At 63.9% G+C, this 22,349-nt stretch carries 22 protein-coding genes; 1 reads left to right on the forward strand and 21 read right to left on the reverse strand.

Translation table 11 applies throughout. From position 1 onward, the window contains the following. Positions 1-5: 5 nt before the first annotated feature. The 13 genes from BPNPMPFG_RS09225 to BPNPMPFG_RS09285 form a co-directional block, all read right to left on the reverse strand. Positions 6-320 (reverse strand): MocE family 2Fe-2S type ferredoxin, encoded by a 315-nt coding sequence (locus BPNPMPFG_RS09225; protein WP_258594875.1) that lies wholly within the window; start codon positions 318-320, stop codon positions 6-8. Between the two features lie 11 nt (positions 321-331). Further along, entirely contained in the window at positions 332-1,426 is a 1,095-nt protein-coding gene (locus tag BPNPMPFG_RS09230; RefSeq protein WP_258594876.1) for a fatty acid desaturase family protein, read from the reverse strand. A 61-nt stretch (positions 1,427-1,487) separates the two neighbouring features. Next, positions 1,488-2,672, reverse strand: coding sequence for an aldose 1-epimerase family protein (locus tag BPNPMPFG_RS09235; RefSeq protein ID WP_258594878.1), 1,185 nt, complete (start codon positions 2,670-2,672; stop codon positions 1,488-1,490). Between the two features lie 10 nt (positions 2,673-2,682). Beyond that, the gene (locus tag BPNPMPFG_RS09240) at positions 2,683-3,465 is read right to left on the reverse strand and encodes an ATP-binding cassette domain-containing protein (RefSeq protein WP_258596684.1); all 783 of its coding nucleotides are present in this window, start codon (positions 3,463-3,465) and stop codon (positions 2,683-2,685) included. Further along, positions 3,462-4,466: an ABC transporter permease gene (locus tag BPNPMPFG_RS09245; RefSeq protein ID WP_258594879.1), complete on the reverse strand. Its 1,005-nt coding sequence runs from the start codon at positions 4,464-4,466 to the stop codon at positions 3,462-3,464. Before BPNPMPFG_RS09245 ends, BPNPMPFG_RS09240 begins: the two co-directional genes overlap by 4 nt. A gap of 58 nt (positions 4,467-4,524) precedes the next feature. Then, positions 4,525-5,469 (reverse strand): sugar ABC transporter substrate-binding protein, encoded by a 945-nt coding sequence (locus tag BPNPMPFG_RS09250; RefSeq protein ID WP_258594880.1) that lies wholly within the window; start codon positions 5,467-5,469, stop codon positions 4,525-4,527. A gap of 57 nt (positions 5,470-5,526) precedes the next feature. Then, positions 5,527-6,441 carry a sugar phosphate isomerase/epimerase family protein gene (locus BPNPMPFG_RS09255; protein ID WP_258594881.1) on the reverse strand — a complete coding sequence of 305 codons (915 nt, stop codon included), beginning with the start codon at positions 6,439-6,441 and terminating at the stop codon, positions 5,527-5,529. A gap of 56 nt (positions 6,442-6,497) precedes the next feature. Next, positions 6,498-7,583 (reverse strand): Gfo/Idh/MocA family protein, encoded by a 1,086-nt coding sequence (locus BPNPMPFG_RS09260; RefSeq protein WP_258594883.1) that lies wholly within the window; start codon positions 7,581-7,583, stop codon positions 6,498-6,500. Positions 7,584-7,618: 35 nt separating this feature from the next. Further along, positions 7,619-8,680, reverse strand: coding sequence for an ABC transporter ATP-binding protein (locus BPNPMPFG_RS09265; RefSeq protein ID WP_258594885.1), 1,062 nt, complete (start codon positions 8,678-8,680; stop codon positions 7,619-7,621). Between the two features lies 1 nt (position 8,681). Further along, positions 8,682-9,773: an ABC transporter ATP-binding protein gene (locus BPNPMPFG_RS09270; RefSeq protein ID WP_258594887.1), complete on the reverse strand. Its 1,092-nt coding sequence runs from the start codon at positions 9,771-9,773 to the stop codon at positions 8,682-8,684. Next, the gene (locus BPNPMPFG_RS09275) at positions 9,770-10,729 is read right to left on the reverse strand and encodes a carbohydrate ABC transporter permease (RefSeq protein ID WP_258594889.1); all 960 of its coding nucleotides are present in this window, start codon (positions 10,727-10,729) and stop codon (positions 9,770-9,772) included. The genes BPNPMPFG_RS09270 and BPNPMPFG_RS09275 overlap by 4 nt, the downstream gene beginning before the upstream one ends. After that, positions 10,726-11,586, reverse strand: coding sequence for a carbohydrate ABC transporter permease (locus BPNPMPFG_RS09280; RefSeq protein ID WP_258594891.1), 861 nt, complete (start codon positions 11,584-11,586; stop codon positions 10,726-10,728). Before BPNPMPFG_RS09280 ends, BPNPMPFG_RS09275 begins: the two co-directional genes overlap by 4 nt. A gap of 78 nt (positions 11,587-11,664) precedes the next feature. Continuing rightward, positions 11,665-13,278, reverse strand: coding sequence for an extracellular solute-binding protein (locus BPNPMPFG_RS09285; protein WP_258594892.1), 1,614 nt, complete (start codon positions 13,276-13,278; stop codon positions 11,665-11,667). A 337-nt stretch (positions 13,279-13,615) separates the two neighbouring features. On the opposite strand from BPNPMPFG_RS09285, the gene BPNPMPFG_RS09290 reads away from it, so the two are divergent. Next, positions 13,616-14,644, forward strand: coding sequence for a LacI family DNA-binding transcriptional regulator (locus BPNPMPFG_RS09290; protein WP_258594895.1), 1,029 nt, complete (start codon positions 13,616-13,618; stop codon positions 14,642-14,644). Between the two features lie 59 nt (positions 14,645-14,703). Here BPNPMPFG_RS09290 and BPNPMPFG_RS09295 read toward each other — a convergent pair whose 3' ends face one another. The 8 genes from BPNPMPFG_RS09295 to BPNPMPFG_RS09330 form a co-directional block, all read right to left on the reverse strand. Beyond that, positions 14,704-15,723, reverse strand: a complete 1,020-nt coding sequence (locus BPNPMPFG_RS09295) for an aliphatic sulfonate ABC transporter substrate-binding protein (protein ID WP_258594897.1) — start codon at positions 15,721-15,723, stop codon at positions 14,704-14,706. Between the two features lie 34 nt (positions 15,724-15,757). Further along, on the reverse strand, positions 15,758-16,669 hold the full coding sequence (locus BPNPMPFG_RS09300; protein ID WP_258594898.1) for an ABC transporter permease: 912 nt from the start codon (positions 16,667-16,669) through the stop codon (positions 15,758-15,760). 12 nt (positions 16,670-16,681) lie between these two features. After that, positions 16,682-17,518, reverse strand: coding sequence for an ABC transporter ATP-binding protein (locus tag BPNPMPFG_RS09305; protein ID WP_258596686.1), 837 nt, complete (start codon positions 17,516-17,518; stop codon positions 16,682-16,684). Between the two features lie 62 nt (positions 17,519-17,580). Then, on the reverse strand, positions 17,581-17,907 hold the full coding sequence (locus BPNPMPFG_RS09310) for a 4Fe-4S dicluster domain-containing protein (protein ID WP_258594900.1): 327 nt from the start codon (positions 17,905-17,907) through the stop codon (positions 17,581-17,583). After that, complete coding sequence (locus tag BPNPMPFG_RS09315) at positions 17,904-19,529, reverse strand: FAD-dependent oxidoreductase (RefSeq protein WP_258594902.1); 1,626 nt, start codon at positions 19,527-19,529, stop codon at positions 17,904-17,906. Before BPNPMPFG_RS09315 ends, BPNPMPFG_RS09310 begins: the two co-directional genes overlap by 4 nt. Before the next feature lie 37 nt (positions 19,530-19,566). Beyond that, entirely contained in the window at positions 19,567-20,163 is a 597-nt protein-coding gene (locus BPNPMPFG_RS09320) for a thioredoxin family protein (RefSeq protein ID WP_258594904.1), read from the reverse strand. Positions 20,164-20,573: 410 nt separating this feature from the next. Beyond that, positions 20,574-21,026 carry an aconitase X swivel domain-containing protein gene (locus BPNPMPFG_RS09325; RefSeq protein ID WP_258594906.1) on the reverse strand — a complete coding sequence of 151 codons (453 nt, stop codon included), beginning with the start codon at positions 21,024-21,026 and terminating at the stop codon, positions 20,574-20,576. Further along, complete coding sequence (locus BPNPMPFG_RS09330) at positions 21,023-22,273, reverse strand: aconitase X (RefSeq protein ID WP_258594908.1); 1,251 nt, start codon at positions 22,271-22,273, stop codon at positions 21,023-21,025. The genes BPNPMPFG_RS09325 and BPNPMPFG_RS09330 overlap by 4 nt, the downstream gene beginning before the upstream one ends. Between the last annotated feature and the right edge of the window lie 76 nt (positions 22,274-22,349).

Genomic DNA, 22,349 nt, shown 5'->3' on the forward strand with positions numbered 1-22,349 from the left:
GCAGGTCAGCCGATCTGGATCATCACTTTGCCAGCCTCGACCTTCACCGGATAGGTCGCGAGATTGACGCAGACCGGAGCGCCCTTGGCGGCACCGGTCTTGTAGTTGAAGCGGCCATTGTGCTTGGGGCATTCGATGATGTCGTCCATCACCAGCCCATCGGCCAGATGCGCCTTCTCGTGCGTGCAGAAACCGTCGGTGGCAAAGAACTCGTCATCCGGGCTGCGAAAGATGGCAAAGGTGCGTCCGCCATGGTCGAAGCGGATGACATCCTCTTCCTCGACATCATCGACGCCACACGCTTCAACCCAGTCCGCCATACGTTTTCTCCCTATTCCGCTGCCGCCGGAACGGTCAGGGCATGGAACTCCTCCCGGTACGGCCGCGCCGTCGGCGGCAATTCGCGCTTGAGGAAATAGTCCTCGTAGCGGAGCTGTTTGATAAGCACCGGCCAGACCTCGCGATAGGCATGCCACATCGACGGATTGGGCTCCGGCAGATCGTGCTTGATCATCGCATGCAGCTTCGGCAGCGCGTGATAGGGCACCATCGGAAACATGTGATGTTCGACGTGGTAGTTCATGTTCCAGTAGATGAAGCGGCTGATCGGGTTCATGGTGACGGTGCGCGTGTTCAGCCGGTGGTCGGTGACATTGTCGGCCAGCCCGATATGCTGCAACAGCCCGGTCAGCACCATGTGCCAGCTGCCGTAGAGGCGCGGCAGGCCGATCAGCACCAGCGGCAGGAATGACCAGAGATAAAGCGCCAGCGCGATCGCCGCGACATAGATGGCGACATGCCAGCGCGCGGCGATCACCGCCTTGCGCTGCTCCATCTCGGGCACGAAGCTTTTCTCGCCGGGCGAGAGGTTGCCGAACGCGTTGCGCACCAGCGTCGGCAGCGAATAGCGGAAATCGAGGACGCCGGTGAAGGCGAGTGCGGCGCGCAACAGGTCCGGCGGGCGCATAACGGCGATCTCGGCGTCGCGGCCGACGATGATCGTGTCGGTGTGGTGGCGGGCGTGGCTCCAGCGCCAGGTCACCGGATTGCGCATCAGCATGAAGCTGGCGATCTGGTAGACGACATCGTTCATCCAGCGGGTGCGGAAGGCCGTGCCGTGGCCGCATTCGTGCCAGCGCGAGTCGCTGGAGGAGCCGTAAAGCACACCGTAGATAAACAAAAACGGCACCACCCACCAACTGCCCCAGAACCAAACAATTCCCGCTGCCGAGCCCAATATGGCGGCGATCCAGATGACGGTGTCGCGGATCGCCGGACCGTCGGAGCGCTGCATCAGCTCCTTCATTGTCTTGCGCGGGACGTCGGTGTGATACCATTCGGCCGAGGCCAGCCCGGTCTCGATCGCGATCCGCGTGCTTTCGCCGACCAGGCTGTAGTCGCGCTTCATCTTGCCAGCCGTCATCATGGCCTCCGGATATTGAACCGGGCGGGCTCGTCAGCCGGCCCTTTCTGTCGTCGCGCGCCCGTCATCGACCTGCGCTCCCGAGGGTCGGAAATTTGCCCGACGGCATTGGATAATCCTCTTGCGGCTGCATTGCGATCGCCGCGATCCGCCGCTCGCATGCGGCGATCGCACCGGCGCCGTCCAGAACGCGGAACGCCGCATCATAGGAGCGGCTGTCGCCATGCTCCAGCCAGATCATCTCGCCGCGTTCGCGTGCGGCGAGATTGCCCAGCACATGATGCGTCGAGGGCTCGATGCCCAGCGCATACTGCCCCGCCTGGAAATTCTGCCATTGATAGGCGCAAGGCAGCTGGTCCTTGCGGGTAACCACTTCGAAGCCAAGCCCGAGCTGATCGTTGACCACCGCCACGGGCACGTCGCCCTTGGCATCGGCCGCCATCTCGTGCTGCCAGACCTGCTCGCTGAAACCCAGTTGCGGCGCCGGCACCGTGCGGTAGCCGACCTTCTGCGTCTGGTAGCACTCGCCGCCATGGCCGGCCCAGACGACGTCCCGGATCGGCGCCAGATAGCGCGAGCCTTCGTCGAGCAGGGGATGGCTGACATTGACGTGGTAGAAATACATATGCGGCGTGCGGTTGAAGCCGTGATTGACGACACGGTCGAAGAGCCTGATCTCGTTGCTGCCGACATCGGCCTCGACGCGCCGCAGCAGATGCAGGTCCTCGCCGAACACCGCCGACTGCTGAACGATGCCTTCGGCCCACAGCACGCAGCGGTCGCCGTCCCAGGTCTCGCCATAGCCGGTCAACCTGGCCGGAATGGTGCCGACGCGGCCGTGCAGCGAATGGACGACGGACTTCTTCCCCGGATAGTTGTAACTCTCGGCCGGCACTTCTTCCCGCCCCAAGATATGGTCGAGCCCGCAGGTGACAAGCAGGCCCGAGAAAGAACGCGCCCAGGCCAGGCCCGCCTCGCCCTCATAGTCGTGCAGGCCGGGATGACGAAAGCCGCTCGGCGAATGCCAGCCGATCGCCTGGCCCTTGAAGTCACAGTCCGCGATATCGAGCGCCCGGTCGACCAGCGCGGTGAAGCGCAGGCCCGAGCCGGTGCGGAACTCCAGCATGCGGATGCCACGTTCCACACCGTCGCCGAGTGTCATCAGCCGCACGCCGGCGAATTGCGACAGCATGCCCGAGCGTTCGCTGACCTGCCGGCGCGACAGCGCCTTGCCGTAGAGTTCTACCATGCGACGTCCTTCATTTTGCCCTCGCCTCCTTGAGCAGGGCCGACATGTCGGCGCCAGTGATGATGCTTTCCACGGTCAACAGATCGGTATCGGCGACCGTCTGCTCGGCGACGATCTCGCCGCGACGCATGACGATGATGCGGTCGGCGACCTGGAACACATGGTGGATGTTGTGGGTGATCAGAAGCACGGAATGGCCGGCGTCGCGCACCTCCTTGACGAAGCGCAGCACGCCATGGGTTTCCTCGACGCCGAGATTGTTGGTTGGTTCGTCGAGAATGATGACCTTGGCGGCAAACTGCATGGCGCGCGAAATCGCGATCGACTGGCGCTCACCGCCCGACAGCGTGCTGACTAGCGCATCGGCGTCCAGCTTTTTCGAGATGCCGACGCGCTTCAAAAGGGCCGAGGCGGCACCGCGCAATTTGGCGAGATCGAGCGGCGCGAACACGCCGAGCCATCCAAGATTGACCGGTTCGCGGCCGAGGAAAAGATTACGCGCGATGCTGAGATCCGGCGCCAGTGAGGTGTCCTGGTGGATGGTCTCGATGCCGAGATCCATCGCGTCGCGGGTCGAGCGGATCGATGCCTTCTCGCCGCGCACATAGATGTCGCCGCGGTCGGCTGGAAACACGCCGGAGATCGCCTTGATCAGCGTCGACTTGCCAGCGCCATTGTCGCCGAGCAAAGCCACCACCTCGCCCTCGTTGAGCGTGAAGGAGGCGCTCTTCAGCGCCCGCACGCTGCCGAAGGACTTTTGCAGATTCTGCAGCCGAAGCACTTCCATCGTCAGCTCCTTGCGGCGTTCTTCTGCAGCAAAGCGTGCAGGATGAGCATGGCGAGGATGATGACGCCGACGAAGATGTTGTAGGCGAGCCCAGGCACGCCGATCAGCACGATGCCGTTTCGGATGGCCCGCAGCATCAGCGCGCCGACGATGGTGCCCAGGATCGTGCCGCGCCCACCGGTCAGCGCCGTGCCGCCGACCACGACCATGGCGATCACTTCGAGCTCGTAGCCGGTGCCGGCTACCGGCGAGGCGGCCGAAATGCGGAAGGCGCTGATCATGCCGGCCAGTCCCGCCAGCACCGAGGTGAGGATGAACAGCCAGATCTTGACGGCATCGGCCGGCACGCCGCGCGCCACCGCCGCGTTGCGATTGCTGCCGATGGCGCTGATCCAGTTGCCGAGCTTGGCGTAGCGCAGGATGTAGATCGCCAGCAGTGACAGGCCGATGAACCACCACAGCGAGGTGTAGAACCGGAACGAGCCGACATTGAAGCTGCCGGCCAGCAGCGTCACGAAAAAGCCGGGCTGGTCCCAGGATTTCAGTGGAAATCCTTGCGTGACGTAGAGCGCCGCCCCGCGCACCACGAGCAGCATCGACAGCGTGACCAGGAAGGAAGAGATGCCGATCTTGGTCACGATCAACCCGTTGATCGCACCGATCACCACGCACAGCAAAAGCCCGGCAAGCAGAGCCACGCCGATGCCGGCCTCGCCATTCTGCACCAAAAGCATGACCACCACCGGCGCCAGCCCGAACACGGCGCCGACCGACAGGTCAAACTCGCCCGCCGTCAAAAGCAGCGTCATGCCGAGCGCGATGATGCCGAGCTCGGGCAGGAACGCCATCATGTTGGAAATGTTGAGCGGCGACAGGAAATTGGCATCGGCGATGGCGAACACCGCCAGCAAAATGATGAGGATGACGAAGGACGAGAACTGCGGCGAGCGCATCAGGCTCGATCTGCGTTTCCCGACAGGCATTTCGTCTTCTGCGGCGATCGTCATGACTGCTTGAACCATGCTTTGAAGAGGTGCCCGCGGCTTGCCCCGCGGGCGCCGGTTTTCACTTCGTGTTGTAGAGCTTCAGGATCGGCTCGACGCTTGTCGCGTCGTAGAGGCTGAAGGTGTGGATGTCGTAGCCGATCGGCTCGCCCGAGGCGGCGAGGCCGAGCAGCGCCACCGGCATAAAGCCTTGCGCCGACGGGAACTGCCAGGCGGCCGCGTTGACGAAGCCGGATTTGACGGCCTCGGCGGTTTCCTTGGAGTTGCCCCAGCCGACGACCGGGATTTTGCCGGCCGGCACGCCGGCGCCGTCGAACACCCGCTTGACGCTGGCCGCCACGGAATCGCCAAGCGCGATGATCGCCGGCGGATTGTTGGCGACCATATAGTCGGTCATCTTGGCGATGATGCCGGCCGGGTCGGTGCCGCAATCGACCACATCATATTTGATGCCGAGCGGATCGAAGACGCTGGCGATGCCTTCGGTCTCCAACTGCTGGTAGCTGGCGCCAGGCACCTCCACCGGCAGGAACACCTTGTCGCCCTGCTTCACCATCTTGTGGTCGACAAGGTACTTGGCCCAGATGACGCCGGCCTCTTTGAGGTCAGCGCCGACATAGGCCTGCCGCCCGGTAGCCGGATCGTCGGTGTTGAAGAACACGATCGGGATGCCGGCCGCCTTGGCTGCCTTCACCTCCTCGGTCCACAGACCGGGCTGCGCCGATGTGGTGGCGATGCCGTCGGGCTTGGCGGCAAGGGCCGAGTTGAAGGCTTCCTTCTGCGCTGCCATGTCGCCGCCGCTGAAGGAGATCTTGCAGGTCACCTTGAGCTGATCGCAGGCCTTGGTGGCACCAGCATTCCAGTCCAGCCAGAACGCATCCGACGGACCTCCATGCGACAGCAGATAGAACGTCTTGTGCCCATCCTGCGCCAGTGCCGGCGTGCCCAATGAGACGCCGGCGAGCAGCGTTGCGGCAGCTGCCAGTTTCAATGCGAATTTCAACATTCTTTCCTCCCTTTGCTTGCAACCGCGCCGCCGCGAACCGACGGCGCGCGGTGACCATCACAGGCCGTTGGCGCGGAACTTCCCGTCGAGAAACTTCTTGGCGCGCGGCACGTCGTCTTCGGCCAGATGCTCGATGATGACGGGGATGTTCGGATGCTTCTCGGCCAGCCGCTGAAGGTAGAGGTCGTAGTTCAACGAGCCGAGGCCGGGCGCCGGCAGTTCGATCTCGCCGACGCCGCGGAAAGTGTGGCTTTCCATGGCGTTGTCGTCGCCGATATCGGCGTGCTTTTCCGACTTGTCGCTACCCGAGCGCTTGACGTCCTTGGCGTGAGCAATCTTGATCTTGTCGGTCAGCGTGTCGAACACCTGGTTCAGGATCTGGTCCATGCGGTCGATGTTGTGCGTCTCGAAATAGTTGGTCGGATCCATCAGCAGGCCGAGGCCGGGATGGTCGACCTGGGCGAACATCCTTACCGTCTCCTCGACAGAGCCCACGACGTTGTTGACATAGGTTTCGAGCAGGAAGACCGCGCCGTGGTCATAGGCCGTCTGGGCGAGGTCGGCGATCACCTTGCGGCATTCCTCGAAACCTTCCTCGGTCTTGTTCTTGGGGTGATGCACCCAGTCGGATTCGGTGTTGTAGGTGCCGGTTTCCGAGATCACATACGGGCTGCCGAAATGGCGGGCGTTGCGGATGATCTCCTTGAGGTAGCCGACGCGTTTGTCGCGCTCGGCCCTGTCCGGATGGATGATGTTGGTGTAGCCCGATACGCAGCAGATCGGCAGATTGTGTTCGCGAAACGTGTCGCGGACTTTCTTGGCCTTGTCCTTGGTGATCTGCCCGGCCGACAGGTCGACATCCCTGAAATGCAGGTCGAGCTGCACCGTGTTGAAATCGAGCCCGCGGATCTTCTTCGCCGTCTCTTCGAGACCGTACGGGAAATAACCCGTGAAAATACCTGCCTGCATCATGATGTGAATTCCTCCCTGTAAGCGACTCGAGTTGCTTGATGATTTGGTTGTGGTGATCAGATGGCGATTTCGGAAAGCCTGACCGTGCGGCCCTCGTCGATCGAGCGGTAGCCCGCCTCGACCAGCGCCATGGTCTTGACGTTGTCGGCGACGGAGAGCGCCGGCGGCGCGCCGGTCTTGACCGCGTGCTGCAGCTGCTCCATCACGCCGATGAAGGCATGCGGGAACCACATCGTGTCCCAATGGGGCGTGACCCACGCGCCGCCGGTCGTCTCGGTCGAGGCATAGGTCAGCGTCGAGGCAGCGCCCGTCGGCCAGCCGATGGTGCCCTTGGCGACGCCCTTGGTGCCGTCGACGCGCCAGTTGATGTGCTGGTCGTCCTTGTAGCCATCCTGGCGCGGGCCGGACCAGACATCCTCCAGCGACACGGCGAGCACGCCGGACGGGAAGCGCAGCGTCGACACGGTGATCCCGTCGGAATGGTCGAATTTCGTGCGCGGGTCCTTGCGCGTCAGCGTGGTGATCTCGTCGGGATCGCCAAACAGGAAGCGCAGCACGTCGAGGTGATGCACGCTCATATTGGCGAGCGTCAGCCGGTCATAGTCCTCGAGAAAACTCTGCCAGTGCGGGATGGCGTGCATGTCGATCTGCGCGAAGACGATGTCGCCCAGCGCGCCGCTGTCCATGATCTGCTTCAGCACGCGCATCGACTGGTCGTAGCGCATGTTCTGGTTGACCGAGAGGATCTTGCCGGCCTTCGCCGCCTCGTCGCGCAGCTTGACCGCTTCCTCGACCGACAGCGCCAACGGCTTCTGCGCCAGGATCGCCCTGATGTGCTTCTGCTTCAGCGCGTGCCGGATCAGCGCCGGCTGCTGGTCGGGTGGAAAGGCAAGATCGATGATCTCGACTTGTCCGTCCTCGATCAGCTTTTCCGGCGTATCGTGCACGGTGGGGATGCCCCAGCGCTTGGCGACCTTCTCGGCGCTGGCCTTGGTGCGCGAGGCGATCGCCACCACCGGGAAACCGGCTTCCTGGTAGGCGGCGAGATGGCACTCGGCCATGATCATGCCGGCACCGACGCAGCCGATCCTGTATTCTTTCGTGCGCACCTTCACGTCCGGCTCGAAGCCACTATCTACCATCTGATCCTCCCGAAGCTCTTTTCTTGCGGCCGCCGTCATCTCGCCAGCGCTCCCCCGCTTTGCCCGAAATAATGCACTCTGGCCGGCTCGCAGGATATCGCCACCATTGCGTCAGGCCGGATATCGGGCTGACCGCGCAACAATGCCTTCAGCCGCGCCTGCCCGGCAGCGAGTGTCACCACGGTGTAGCCGCCAAGCGGCTCAACCTCGAACACCCGCGCCGGGCGGCCCGTGCCCCCGTCCGCCCACGGACTAACCTTGATATCTTCCGGCCTGAGCCCGATCTCGACGGCATTGGCGGGAGCAGCCTTGTCGGCAATGCGGATCGCACCTTCGGCCGCCTCGACGCCGCTCTCGCCGCGCATAGATCTCAGGATATTCATCATCGGTGAGCCGAGCAGCCTCGCCACATAGGTGCTGGCCGGGCGGTCATAAATCTCGGCCGGCGCGCCGATCTGCCTGATCCTGCCGTCTTCCAGGATGGCGATGCGGTCGGCGACCGACATCGCCTCTTCCTGATCATGCGTGACATAGATCAACGTCTTGCCCAGCTCGCGCTGGATGCGTTTCAGCTCGACGCGCGTTTCCTCGCGCAGCCTGGCGTCGAGCGCCGAGATCGGATCGTCCATCAGATAGGCATTGGGATCGCGCACCAGCGCACGCGCAATCGCCACGCGCTGCCGCTCACCGCCCGAAAGCTGTGCCGGCGGCTTGTGCAGGATGTGGCCGATATGCAGCTTGGCCGCGACGTCGGCGACCCGCCTTTTGATCTCGAGCTCGGCGATCCGGCGTTCAACCAGAGGGAAGCGGACATTGTCGAGCGCGCTCATATGCGGAAAAAGCGCCAGGTTCTGGAACACCATCGCCACGTTGCGCTCGGCCGGCGACACCATGTTGACGGACTTGCCGCCGATCAGGATTTCGCCGGCGTCAGGCGTCTCCAGCCCTAGCACGAGGCGCAGGATTGTCGACTTGCCCGACAGCGGCGGACCGAAGAAGCAGAAGAACTCGTTGTCGTTGACAGTGAACGAGGCGTCGTCGACGGCGATTGTCTTGCCGTAGCGCTTGGTCACATTGCGAAAGACAATATCAGCCATCTCAACCTGCCTTGATCGCAAGGCCGGTAGCGGCATCGAAGACCCGCACCGCCGACGCGGCAGGCGCGACGACGGCGATGGCCCCGATCGCCAGTCCGACATCATTGTCGAACACCGTCTTCACCGTGCTCTCGCCCTGGCCGAGATGAACGATGGTGCGCGCACCGATCCGTTCGACGAAGCTTACCGGCATGGCGAGGCCCGGCCCATCTTGCACCAGCGACGCCTGTTCCGGCCGGAACCCGTAAAGCATCTCGCCGCGCGCGCCACGCATGGCCGCAGCGAGCGCGTCCGGCAGCGGCGGAGTGATGCCCAACGGCCCGAGATCGACGACCAGTCCGCGGTCGCTCTCCGCCGGCCTGCCCTTGAGCAGGTTCATGCCCGGCGCGCCGATGAAGCGGGCGACGAAGACATTGGCCGGATCGTTGTAGACCTCGAGCGGCGTGCCGACCTGTTGCAGCACGCCGTGATCCATCACCGCGATGCGGTCGGCCATGGTCATCGCCTCGAGCTGGTCGTGGGTGACATAGACCATGGTCTGGCGGAACTGGCGCTGTAGCTGCTTCAGTTCGGTGCGCATGACGGCCCGGAAAGCGGCGTCGACATTGGAGAGCGGTTCATCGAGCAGGAAGATCGCCGGCTCCATGATCGCCGAGCGGCCGATCGCCACCCGCTGCAAGATGTTGACCGACAGCCGGTCGGCCTTGCGGTCGAGCAGCGGCGTCAGTTGCAGCATCTCGGCGATCGCGCCGACGCGGCGGTCGATCTCTGCCTTCGCGGCACCTCGCATCTTTGGGCCGTAGGCGAGGTTCTGGCGCACCGTCATATGGGTGAAGATGGCATAGTTCTGGAAGACGAAGCCGACGCCGCGCCGTCCCATCGGCACACCGGCCATGTCGCGCTCGCCAAACAGGATCTTGCCGCCGGTCGGCTCCTCCATGCCGGCGATCATGTTCATTGTCGTCGACTTGCCGCAGCCAGACGGCCCGAGCAACGCCATGAACTCGCCATCCGCTATGGCAAGGTCCATGGTCTTCAGCGCGGTGAAGTCGCCGAATGTCTTGACCAGCTTTTGCAGATGGATCGCGCTCATGCCGGCACCTCGCGCGACCGCGCCATGCGCTTCATGGCCAACACCGCGACGATGGACAGCACGATCAATATGGCCAGCGCGATCGCCGCCACATAGCCCCAGATCAGGTCCTGCGTGGTCAGCTTGTAGATGTAGACGGAGATGGTTTCGGTGGCGACGCCAGGGCCGCCGCCAGTCATGATGTAGAGCGTGTCGAAGATCTTGAAGTTCTCGATCACCCTGATCGCCAGCGCGATGATGATGATTGTCTTCATCTTCGGCAGCACGATGGTGACGAAGCGCTGCCACGGATTGGCGCCGAGCAGCGTCGCCGCCTTGATCTGCTCCTCCGGCACGCCGACCAGGCCGGCAAGCAGGATGAGGAACATCAGCGGCGCCCACTGCCAGATGTCGGCGACCATGACGGCAAACAGCGCCAGCGTCGGGTCCGACAGCCAGGCAATGGTGACTGGAGAGCCGGTGAGCGACGACAATATGTCGTTCACCGGGCCGCCCGACTGGAACAGCATGAAGAACATGTAGCCGGCCACCGCCGGCACCACCATCATCGGCATCAACAGGATCGAGTAGAAGATGCGCTTGCCGGGAAAATCGTCGGCAAACAGCGTCGCCAGCGCCAATCCGAGCAGGAACTCCACTGGCACGCAGACGAACATGACGATGGCCGTGCGCTTCAGCGCACTCCAGAAGCGGGCATCGGCGGCAAGGTCGGTGTAGTTGGCAAAACTGTTCCACAGCGACCAGGCGTTCCACCAGCCAAGGCCCGACAGCGGCGACCAGTCGGTGACGCTGATGTAGAGCTGCATCAACAGCGGGAAGGCCGAGATGAACAGGACGAGGATCTGCGCCGGCAGTGTCAGCCGGAAGCCGAGCCTTGCCCCTTCGTCGCGCAGGGCCGGTCTTGCCTGGACGGTTTTCATCGCGTCCTCTGAAATCGTGGCAGTCACCGCGCTCATTGCTTGAGCGCTCCGAAAGTCAGCCCGCGCACCAGATGGCGCTGGATGGCGATGCCCATGATGACGGGCGGCACGGCGGCGATGAGGCCAAGGGCTGCCTTGGCGCCATAGAGCTGTCCGGTCATAGAGGAGGACAACGAAGCCATGTAGACGGGGATCGTCACCCATTCGCGCGTCGTCAAAAGCAGCGCGATCAGATAGTCTGACCAGTTGAGGATGAACACGAAGAGCGCGGCACTGGCCAGCGGCGCCTGCATCATCGGCAGCGTGATGCGGGTGAAGACGCGCAGCCGCGAACAGCCCTCGACAAGTGCCGCCTCCTCGATCTCGCGCGGCATGTCGTCGAAGAAGGTCTTCATCAGCCAGAAGGCGAAAGGCAAGGTGACGATGCCGTAGATCAGCGACAGCCCCCACCAGCTGTCGGTGAAATTGAGGAAGGCCCACATGATCATCACCGGGATCATCACCGCCATCGGCGGAAACAGCCTGAGCTGGATCAGCGCCAGCGGCAGGTTCTGGCCGGAGCCGAAACGCGACAGGCCGTAGGCCGCGGCCGTGCCCGCCGACATGGCGATAACCGTGCCGAACACCGCCGACAAGAGCGACGACAGGATCGGCTTCAGTGCGTTACGGTCGAGCGCGACGATCAAATTGTTTGTGGATTCGCCGAAGACGAAACGAAAATTGCTGAGCGTCGGGTTCTTCGGCCACCACGTCAGGTCGGCGCCGGTCGCCGACCATTCGGCGATCGGCTTGAACGCCATCGACACCATCCACAGGATTGGCACGAGCGTCACCGCCATCGCCGCGAAGATCGCGGCATAGCGGAATATCTCGAAGGGAATGGAACGCTTCATCTGGCAGCTTTGCTGGTGGCGTTGTGGGCGGAGGGGAGAAGCAAGCTCCTCCCCTCCTTCGACGGGATCCTGGGAGGATCAGGCGATCGGATCGAGAACTGTCGGCCAGGCCTCCTTGTTTGTCTTGATGGCTTCGAGCAGCTTGTCCTCGCCGGTGCGCCTAGCGATCTTCTTCCACTCGGCTTCGGTGTCGGCCATCGCCTGCTCGGCGGTCTTGGCCTTGGTCAACGCCGCCATGAGGTTCTCGTCCAGCGCATTGTGGAAGGCGGTGGCGCCGGGATAGTTGATGGTCGGCACGGTGCGGGCGACCGTCTCGCGCACCACGTCCATGTGGTAGGCATGGTAGGTCTGGCGCACCAGCGGATCGGAGAAATCCGAAAGCCGGAACGGGTCGAGATAACCGCCGGGGTTGGCGCTCATCCAGGCGTAGATGCGGGCGGAGCCCAGCCATTGCAGCAGGAGATACGCGACCTCCTGGTTCTTCGACTGCGACGAAACCATGCCGGTCAAAGAGAACCAGAGCACGGAGCGGCTGATCAGCTTGCCGTCGATTTCGCGGCCGGGCGGCAGCATCGAGCCGATCTTGCCGGTGACAGCTGAATCCTTGTTGCCGGCATTGTCGAGGAATTTCGGCAGGTTGGAGAAGGCGCAGGTCATCGCCGCCCCGCCCTTGGCGAAATTGCCGTATTGTTCCGGCCAGCCCCACGAGATCGCATCCGGCGAATGATGCGACAACGAGGCGACATATTCGTTGGTGGCTGCGATGCCTTGCTCCGAATTGATCAGGGGCTTGCCGTCATCGCCAAACAGGAACTGGTTGGGCGAGGCCATCGAGACATAGCGCTGATACCAGTTGGTGTAGCCCCAGCCCTGGTTGCGCAGGTCGGTCGAACCGAACAGGCCCTTGTCCGGGCGCTGGAAGAAGGCGGCGATGTCGCCATGCTGCTTCCAGGTCTTCGGCGGCGCCAGGTCGTAGCCGTATCTGTCCTTGAAGGCCTTCTTTTCGGCTTGGTCGCCGAACAGGTCGGTGCGGTAGACCCAGGTCTGGAAGTCGCCGTCCAGGGACACGCCATAATTCGAGCCGCGATATTTGTTGAGCAGCGACACGCCCTTGGCGCCGTTGACGTAGCCGGTCTTGGGATCGTCCCACTCAGGCTTGTACTGCGCGACAAAGTCGTCGAGCTTGGCGATGCCGCCGGTTTCGGCGAGGTCGCCGAGGCGGTTCCATTCCGTCGAGTAGATGTCATAGGCCCCACCCTTGGTGGAGATGTCCTGCATCGTCTTGGTGAATTCCTGGCCGTTCGGCAGGCCGACGATTTCGATCGGAATGCCGGTCTCCTTTTCCCACAGGTCCTTGATCGACGGCGCGCCGGCCGGGAACGGCTGCGTCAGCTGGCCGATCGAGCCGTCCGACAGGCCAAGCACGATCTTGGCCGGCGCCTTGCCGGCGCCCTTCAGCGCCTTGACCGCCTCGATGGCGCGGCCTTCCGGCGTGTCGGCGCCATACTGGTAGCGCTCGGCTCCTTCGAAGCCCGTCGGGCCGCCGATCATCCCTGGCGCCAGCGCGTCGGCCGCATAAGCGCGGCTGGGGCGAATGAATTTCGGTGCAATACCAGCGGCGGCCATGATCACGGCCGCTTTTCCTCCGGACGCCAGCAAGCGGCGCCGCGACATGCGGATCAAATTCGACATTGAGACTCCTCCCTCAGGGTCACGTTTCCTCCACGACCCTATTGAGGGATATTGACGACAGCAGGGGAAGGCTGTCAACATCATAAATAATCAAAACACCTCACAACATTGCAAATATAGCGAGAAAATGTGCCATACCAGGATCCATAAATCACTCCTGATGCCTCGATTTGATGGGAAATGCCTCTTTCCAGCCCTGCGCAGCTCTGTCGGACGATTTGAGTTAGCCCGGCGGCTTGCACATCGGCCAAGGGCGGATACATCATTTCCCATCAGAATCGCGGATGGCATGGAAGCCAGCGCCAGCCGACCTGACGCATACAGGAGATGAAAGACGGTGCGGTCCACCCTGACTGACATAGCCCGGGAAGCCGGTGTCTCGGCCGCCACGGTCGACCGAGTGCTCAACAACCGCCCCGGCGTGCGGGCGCGCACGCGTGAAATCGTGCTCGAAATGGCGCAGCGGCTCGGCTACATCGCCGAAGGCCCGAACGGGACGCCGCCGCGGCCCTTGCCCGGCGATGTCATCCGGCTCGACTTCGCGCTGCCCGCCGGCACCAATTCCTTCATAAAAATGCTGCACCGGCAGATCGAGGCGCAGGCGCAGTCACGGCCCGATCTCGATGTGCACATCGCCACCATCGAAGGTTTCAACCCGGACGGCCTCGCGCGCCTGCTGCAGGAATTGCGTGGCCAGACCCAAGGCGTCGGCGTCATCGCGCTCGACCATCCGACGGTGCGCGAGGCGATCCGTTCGCTGTCAGCCAACGACATCAAGGTGGTGACCATCGCCTCCGACATCCTGCATGTGCCGAGGGTCGCCTATATCGGCATCGACAACCGCGCCGCGGGGCGGCTGGCCGGCTATCTGCTCAACCGCTTCATGGGGCCGGGGCGTCCGGGCAAGGTGGCGCTTTTCGCCGGCTCGCTGTCCTATCGTGGCCACGAAGAGCGCGAGATGGGGTTCCGCCATATCCTGACGGAAGAATCGCCCAATCTGCAGATCGTCGAGATGCGCGAAATGCTCGACGACCGCGAAAAGGCCTATTCGGAGGCGTCCGCGCTTCTGGAACGCCATCCCGACCTTGCCGCGATCTACAATGTCGGCGCCGGCAACACCGGCATCGCCCGCGCGCTCAAGGAGCGCGGCCGCGCCCAGTCCATGGTTTTCCTCGGCCATGAGGTGACGGACGGCACCAAGGACCTTCTGCTCGACGGTACGCTCGACGCGGTCATCGACCAGAACCCGCGCGTCGAAGCCCGCGAGGCCCTCAACACCTTGACCCACGCGGTCAGGGGGCTGCCCTATGAATTGCACCAGCCAAGGCTGCAGGTGATCTTCAAGGAGAACATCCCGGAGATCTGACAGACCCAGCCGAACGGGGCACCGCTGCAAAGCAGCCCGCCCCATCAGATGCTTCTGGTCTACTGGACGGCGGCGATTTCCGTGGAGGCGGCGTCGACAAAGCTCTTGTCGACCCATTTGCCATAGTCGATCGAACCCTTCAAAAGCCCGGCGCTCGCCATGAATTTTTCCTCGCCCTGCAAGGCGGCGATCGCATCGTCGGTGAGTTTCGGGTCCTGGTGGAACACGCCGTCGGCATAGGTCTTGCGGACGGATTTTTCCGACGATTTGGTCGCCTCGACAAAGGTCTTGATCGTCTCGTCTGGGTGCGCATCGGCCCAGCGCGAAATCTCGATATCGACCTTCAGCAGCCGCTTGACGAGGTCCGGATACTTCGCCGCGAAGGCGCCGTTGGCCGAGATGACGTTCGGCACGTTCCATTCCGGATGGGTACCGGTGTCGAAGAGCACGCGCGCCTCACCGGTATCGACCAGCTTGGCCGCTGTCGAATCGGTCTCGACAATGGCGTCGATATCGCCGCGCAGCAATGCCGGACCCGATGCCTCGAAAGGCAGATTCAACCCTTCGACGTCATTGGTGGTCAGGCCGACGCTGTTCAGCGCCTTGCTGAAATTCGAATGCCGCACGGTGCCGGTGAGATAGGCGACCTTCTTGCCCTTGAGGTCCTGCAGCGTCTTCAGCGGCGAGTCGGTCTTGACGACGATGTAGGAGCCGCCGGCCTTCACATAGCTCGACAGGCCGATCAGCTTGACGTCGGCACCCGACGCCGCCACGCGCAGCGCCGGATTGTTGCCGGTGTAGGTGAACTCGATCGCACCAGTGGCCAATGCGGTGGTCGCCTCCGAGCCGCCATTGAAGGTCACCAGTTCGACCTTGATGCCGTCCTTGGCGAATTCCTTCTCCCACCAGCCGTCCTTCTGGGCGAGGATGAATTTGAGGTGCCCCGGCGCCGTGCTACCGATGCGGATGACATCGGGTTTGTCCTGCGCGAAGGCGGGCATGCCGCCAAGGCCGATGACGACGGCAATGGCGCCCTTCAGGAGCAACCGGCGAAATCCGTCGAATGAGGTGCTGGGCATGGAGAAATCCTTCCTGATTGGGTGAATGAATGGCTCAGATGAGCGAGGTCTCGGACTGGCCCTTCCAGGCAGTCGCCCAGCGTTCGAACCAGACGAGCAGGTAGTTGACGGTCAGGCCGATGACGGTAAGCGTCAGGATGCCGGCATACATGTCGGCCGTTTCCATCATCAGCTGCGAGTTCTGGATGAGGAAACCGAGGCCGGATTTTGCCGCCAGCATCTCGGCGCCGATCACCGCGAACAGCGAGGATTTCACCGCGAGCCGTGCACCGGCAACGATCGAGGGAATGCTGGCTGGCAGGATCACTTTTCGGAACAGATCGAAGTCGGGTGTACCCATCGAGCGCGCCGCCTTGATCAGCAGCGGATCGACCGACTTGACGCCACTGATCGTGTTGACCAGGAGAAAAAACACCGAGGAGTAGAAAGTGATCGCCACCTTCGATTCCTCGCCGATGCCGAGCAGCAGGATGAACACCGGCAGCAGTGCGAATTGCGAGGTGTTGCGCAGCGTCTGCACCAGGAGATCGCTGACCTTCTCGAACAGAGAATAGCGCCCCATCAACAGGCCGAGCGGGATCGCCACCAGCACGCCGAGTGCAAAACCGATCGCCGCGCGCTGCAGGCTGATGCCGATGTGTTCGATCAGCACGCCCGAGGCGAGCAGGTCCCACCAAGCAACCAACACTTCGCTCAGCGGCGGAAAGAAGATTCGGTTCAGCCAGCCGAGCCGTGGCGCGATCTCCCAGAGCAGGAAGAACAGGCCGAGCAGCGGCAGGCCATAGAGGAAGGTGCCGGAATGCGCCTTTTTCCTCCGAACCTTGGCGCCCTGGGCGACACCGCGCGCCTTGGTTGCGGGAACTTTTGCCGGAATCGCGGCCTCGCCGGTGCCGGCAAGGGCACGAAAGCCGATGGCGGGGCCAAACTTGTCGGTCAGATAGGCCATGGGTCTAGCTCCTCAGTGGCTGAAGGCTGGCGACAGCGTCCAGTCCTTCTGCGCCCTGTTGACCTCGTCGCGCAGCACGTCCCAGACGCGGGCGCGATATCCGTTGAATTCGGCGCTGGCGCGGATGTCGCTGTCGCGCGGCCGTGGCAGGTCGATGTCGATGATCTCCTTCACCGTGCCCGGGCGCGCCGTCATCACCACCACGCGGTCGGCCAGGAAGATCGCCTCGTCGATCGAATGGGTGACGAAGATCACCGTCGTCTTGATCTTGCCCCAGATCCGCAACAGCTCGCCTTGCAGGAGCTCCCGCGTCTGCTGGTCGAGGGCTGCGAAGGGTTCGTCCATCAAAAGCACTTCCGGATTGCTGGCCAAGGCGCGGGCGATCGCCACGCGCTGCTGCATGCCGCCGGAAAGCTGGTTGGGGAAACGGTCCTCGAAGCCGGCGAGGCCAAACAGCGACAACAGATGCCGCGCGGTCGCCGTGCGCTCTGCCTTGCCAACGCCGCGCACTTCCAGAGCATATTCGATGTTGGTGAGCGCGGTGCGCCAGGGAAAGAGCGCATATTGCTGGAAGACATAGCCGGTCTTGGGGTCGGGTCGGGTAATGCGCCTGCCGTCGAGCTGGACGTCGCCGCCGGTCGCCTGCGTCAGCCCGCCGATGATGTCGAGCAGCACTGACTTGCCCGAGCCGCTAGGCCCGACCAGTGTGATGAACTCGCCCTTGTGGATCGAGAGATCGACACCGTCGAGCACGGTGACGCGGTCAGTCGCCTCGCCGTCGACGGTGACGAACTGTCCCGGCTTGAGCTGGAAGGTCTTGGAGATCTCGCTGACGACAATGCGGTCCATGCTTGGGCGGTCCATGCTTGGGCGGTCCATGTCAGGGCGGTCCATGTCAGTCTCCGATCGGTTCACTGCGCCACGCGGATGCGGTGCGTCGGGTCGAATTCCGAGCCGCCGGCCTTGCCGCGCTTCCAGCCCAGCGCACGGGCATAGCCGCCGAATAGCTGGCGTGCATCGGCCTCGGCTTCGGTGATGCCGGTCGACCCTTCGGCGAATTCGGCCACATAAAGCGCGTCGGTCGGGCAGTAGATCTCGCACAGGAAGCAGGTCTGGCAGTCGTCCTGGCGGGCGATCACCGGCACGCCATTCTCCGTCGCGTCGAACACGTTGGCCGGGCACACCTTGACGCAGATGTCGCATTCCACGCAGCGCGTCGCCGAGACGATCTCGATCATGACGCCAGCTCCGCCAGCCGCTCGGGCGCCCCGGCGATGCGGAAATCATCGACGCCGGTGATCACCAGTCGGTGCGCCAAGGCCGGGCTCTTGCCCGGTAGATCGGTGCGGCGATGCATGCCGCGGCTCTCGGTGCGATGCAGTGCGGCTGCCACCGACCAGCGTGCGGCCGCGGCGATCGATGCCGCCTCGCGCGTGCGGACCCGGTCCAGCCCCTCGCCCTGCAGATGGTCACGCACGTCGCGCCAGACGCTCTCCAGCCGCTCGCCGCTCTTCTCCAGGCCGTCGCCGCTGCGGAAGAAATTCTTGTCGAGTGGTGTGACCTCGTTGCGCACCGTCTCGATCACCTCGCCTGCCGAGATGTCGGCGCGCGGCGATGCCGCCGGACGCAGACCGGCCTGGCCGAGCGATTGCACCGTGCCGCGAAAGGCCTTGCCGGTTCGGCGCCTGGCATGGGTCGAGGCACCCTTGCCTGCCCACCAGCCGCTGGCCAGTGCCCAGGACGAATTGACGGCGCCGCCGCCCGACACCGCCCCGGTCATGATCTCGCGGCTGGCGGCGTCGCCGGCGACGTAGAGGCCGGGCACGCCCGTGGCGCAATCGTCGGACACGATGTCGATGCCGCCGGTGCCGCGCACCGTGCCTTCGGCGCGCAAGGTGATGCGGAACAGCTCGCTGAACGGGTCGATGCCGGCGCGGTCATAGGGCACGAAGCAATTTGGCTGGCCCTGGCGCAGCCAGCCTTGCAGCGCCGGTTCGGCCTGGTCGAGTCGCGCATAGACCGGCCCGTCAATCAAAGCGCGCGCCACCTCTTCCTCGCGGTCGCCGATGCCGTTGCGCAACGGCTCGCCTGTCGGCCCGAGGATCGGCGAGCCATCCTCGCGATGGAACGAGGCCCAGCGGAACGGCAACCCCTTGTTCAGCGAGGAGCCGTAAGGCGCCAGCGGGTACTTGCCGGTGAACTCCATGCCCGACAGGCTGGCGCCGGCTTCGGCCGCCATCAGATAGCCGTCACCGGTCAGCCCGGTCGCACCGAGGATGCGTTCGCGGAAGGCGCAGCCGCCGGTCGCCAGCACCACAGCCCTGGCGTCGACGCGCCAGTCATGGCCGGCCTGCCTGGCGACGCCGGCGGCGCCGACGACGGCATCGCCATCCGACAACAATTCGAGCGCGGGATGATGGTCGAGCACGGTGACGCCGGCCAAGAGCACCCGGCGGCGCATGAAACGCATATAGTCCGGGCCGCGCAGATTGGCGATGTAGAGCCGACCGTCATCCTCGCTCGGAAACGGGTAACCCCATTCGGAGAGTTTCAGCAGGTTGCGATAGGCAGTGTCGACGCAGCGCAGCATCCAGCGCGGGTCGGCGAGTTCGCCGGTGCGCTGCCAGCGCCGCTCGACCACGGCGTGCCTGTTGTCGCCCGGCGGCACGCACCAGGTGCCGGTGTTGGACGGTGCGGTGGCGCCACTGGTGCCAAGATAGCCCTTGTCGGCCAGCACCACCTTTGCGCCGCTCTCGGCCGCAGCGACAGCCGCCCAGGCGGCCGACGGGCCGCCGCCCAGCACCAGCACATCGGCCTGGAGCTGCAGGACGTCGGAAACGGATCGTTGCGACTTTGGCATGGATGCTCGGTGACTGAGTTCGCGGCAGGAGACGGTGCTATGCGGCGCGGGCAGCGCTGGAGAGCCACACCGGCTCGTTGCCTGCGCTCCACTTGATGTTGCAGCCGATCGACGGCACCTGCTGGGTGGCGGGTCTGCCGCCCTCCAGCACGGTGTCGACCGCCGCGCGCAGATCAGCACCCGTCACCGGCTTGCCGTTGCCTGGCCGCGCGTCGTCGAACTGGCCGTGATAGGCGAGCCGCCGGTCGGCGCCGAACAGGAAGAAGTCGGGCGTGCAGGCCGCGCCATAGGCTTTGGCCGTCTGCTGCGACGCGTCTTTGAGATAGGGGAAGGAATAGCCGAATTTTTCGGCCTCCTCGCCAATGCGAGCCAGCGTCTCCTCTGGGTGCGCCTCATGGTCGTTGGCGTTGATCGCCACGATCTGAAGCCCCTTGGTGGCATAGTCCCTGGCGAAGGCAGCAAGCTGCTCGCGGATCAGCACGACGAATGGGCAGCGGTTGGAAATGAAGGCGACAAGCAGAACCGGCTTGGCATCGAAATCGGCAAGCCGGTGCAACACACCTTGCGCGTCCGGCAGCAGGAAATCGGCAGCACTGGTGCCAAGGTCGATCGGATTGGACTCTGTCTTTGGCATCGATGCACTCCCTTTTCAACCGGTTCCACAGGCCAAGGTGCGAGCGCTTTGAGCGTATGCAGTTAGTCTATGAATTTAGTAGAATTATAAACTGAAAGGCCCGCTCACGGTCAACCGCGCGGCTTAATGCATGTCGCCCAAAAGTGGCCCCGGTTTTGGGGCAACGACATGCATAAAAACAAAGACTTAAAGCGCGTCGCCTGAATCCGTTTCAATGCGACGCGCTTTAGAATATCGTGCCAATGTTTCCCGCCGAGCCGGCACGTTTTGTTCGAGCGCGGTCTGTCTGAAAGAAATGCGATTTGGGAAGGAAAGACATGCGCGGCGCGGGTCGGTGTTTGCGCTCCATCCAACTACCCCGCGCCGTCGTCGAAGTGGCGACGTGAAGACGGGCCGCACTTTCAGTCCACTCAGCCTGGGAGTCTCCCAATGCTGATGGTCGCCCGGCCATCCGCCCCAATGCCGATTGCGATACTGTCACCAGAAGCGATATCGCCGATGTCGCAGACCACCAGCGGCATGCGGATATCGTAAAGAAATTCGGCGACGATGGCGCCCACCGCCAGGATCGGGTCCGGCCGCTCCAAAAGAATGCCGGCTGGTGCCGTACCCCGGCGGATCGCTTCGGCCAGAACCGAGGATGAGGATGACGAGCCGCGCCCGCTCGGCATGACCAGGATCTTGCCTGCGACAGTTTGGCCGAGACCAGGATGCGAATGGTCCGTTATGGCGCCGGTCTCGGCGTCGATGCCGCCCCAGAAGCTGAGCGGCTGCGAAAACACCAGCGCCTGGCCCTCGGCCTCGCCAGCCAACTGGAAGGTGCCGGACCGCTCGACGGCCCTCGTTTCCACCGGCCGCGTCATGACGCACTCCGCACGACATGGCCGACCGCAGCGGAGCGGATGCAGTCCTTCATGTCGGCGAAGGCAACGGACACGCCGATATTGCCCGGCGCATAGTGCGCCCATTTGCCGGAATTGGTCATCACCACGCCGTCGAGCCGCTCCATGATCGAGGTGACATAAGTACAGGTATCGGCGACCGGGATCAGGCCGAATGCCTCCATGCCGGCCAGCGCGCCCTCCTCCTGCAGCCGCGTCAGCGTCACGCGGCCGGTGTTGACGTAGATCGGGATGCCCCTGCCCGGCGCGACCTCGCGCAGCAGCGGCAACAGCCGCATCCATTCCTCATGGGAAAAGTGTGGCGTGCCAAGCGACACGGCCGCTAGCGGCGCGCCGTCGGGCACACTCGACAGCCTGGCCAGCGCATGATCGATGTCGCTGCCGGTGATGCGGATTGGCTCCTCCGGCGCATGGCCCTGGAACGCCTCGTTAAGCGTTCTTGCCTCCGGCGTGACGCCGACGGCATGGAACAGCGCCACCGCGCCGGTCGTTGCCGCGGCGGCGCCCAGCGCCTTCAACTGGTCCTCGTCCCGCGGCCGCGGCAGGCCCGCAATTACCGGAACCCGGTCGCCGCTCGCTTGCCCGATGATCAGCCCAACGCCGACGAACAGGCTGTCGCTCGGTTCCGAATCAGGAATGGTCAGCTCGAACAGGATCCGGCCGCGCCGGTTCTCGCTCAGATGCAGGCCCCAGGCCGGCGCGCGCCCAGTCATGGCGCAGCACAGATCGATGAAATCGCCATAGCGGTTGGTGCGCGCACCGATCACCGAATTGGCAAACACGATGGCGTTGGATTCACCCCAGGCGATCTGCTGGCCGAAGCTTGGCCGAAACCGCGTCTGATAGGGTGCACAGGTGAACGTCGCCTGACAGCCAAGTTCCAGATGCGCCTTCATCAGCCGCCTCGCCGGCACTTCCTCCGCCGCCGGTATCTTCACCATGCCGGGGTGGATGAGGTCGAACGAGCCGACATTCAATGTCGTCGGCACCTGGACGCAGCCGCCGCCCTCGACCAGCCGCTCGACGAAATCGAGCCCGGCCTTGCCGTGATAGAGGCAACCATCGATATGGGCGCCGGCAATGTCGAGCAGGCTCTCCGCCCCGACCGCGTTGGAGAAGGCGACCAGGATTTTCATCGCGGCGGCCGCGGATGAACCTTGCTCGCCGTCGAGTATGGACTGGTCCTGGGCCGTCAATTCGAGCTTCATCGATGTGGCCCTTACTCGACGCTATGGCGGGACAGCGCCCCCCTCTGCCCTGCTGGGCATCTCCCCCTCCACGGGG

This window comes from Mesorhizobium sp. AR07 (assembly GCF_024746815.1).
Lineage (GTDB): Bacteria > Pseudomonadota > Alphaproteobacteria > Rhizobiales > Rhizobiaceae > Mesorhizobium.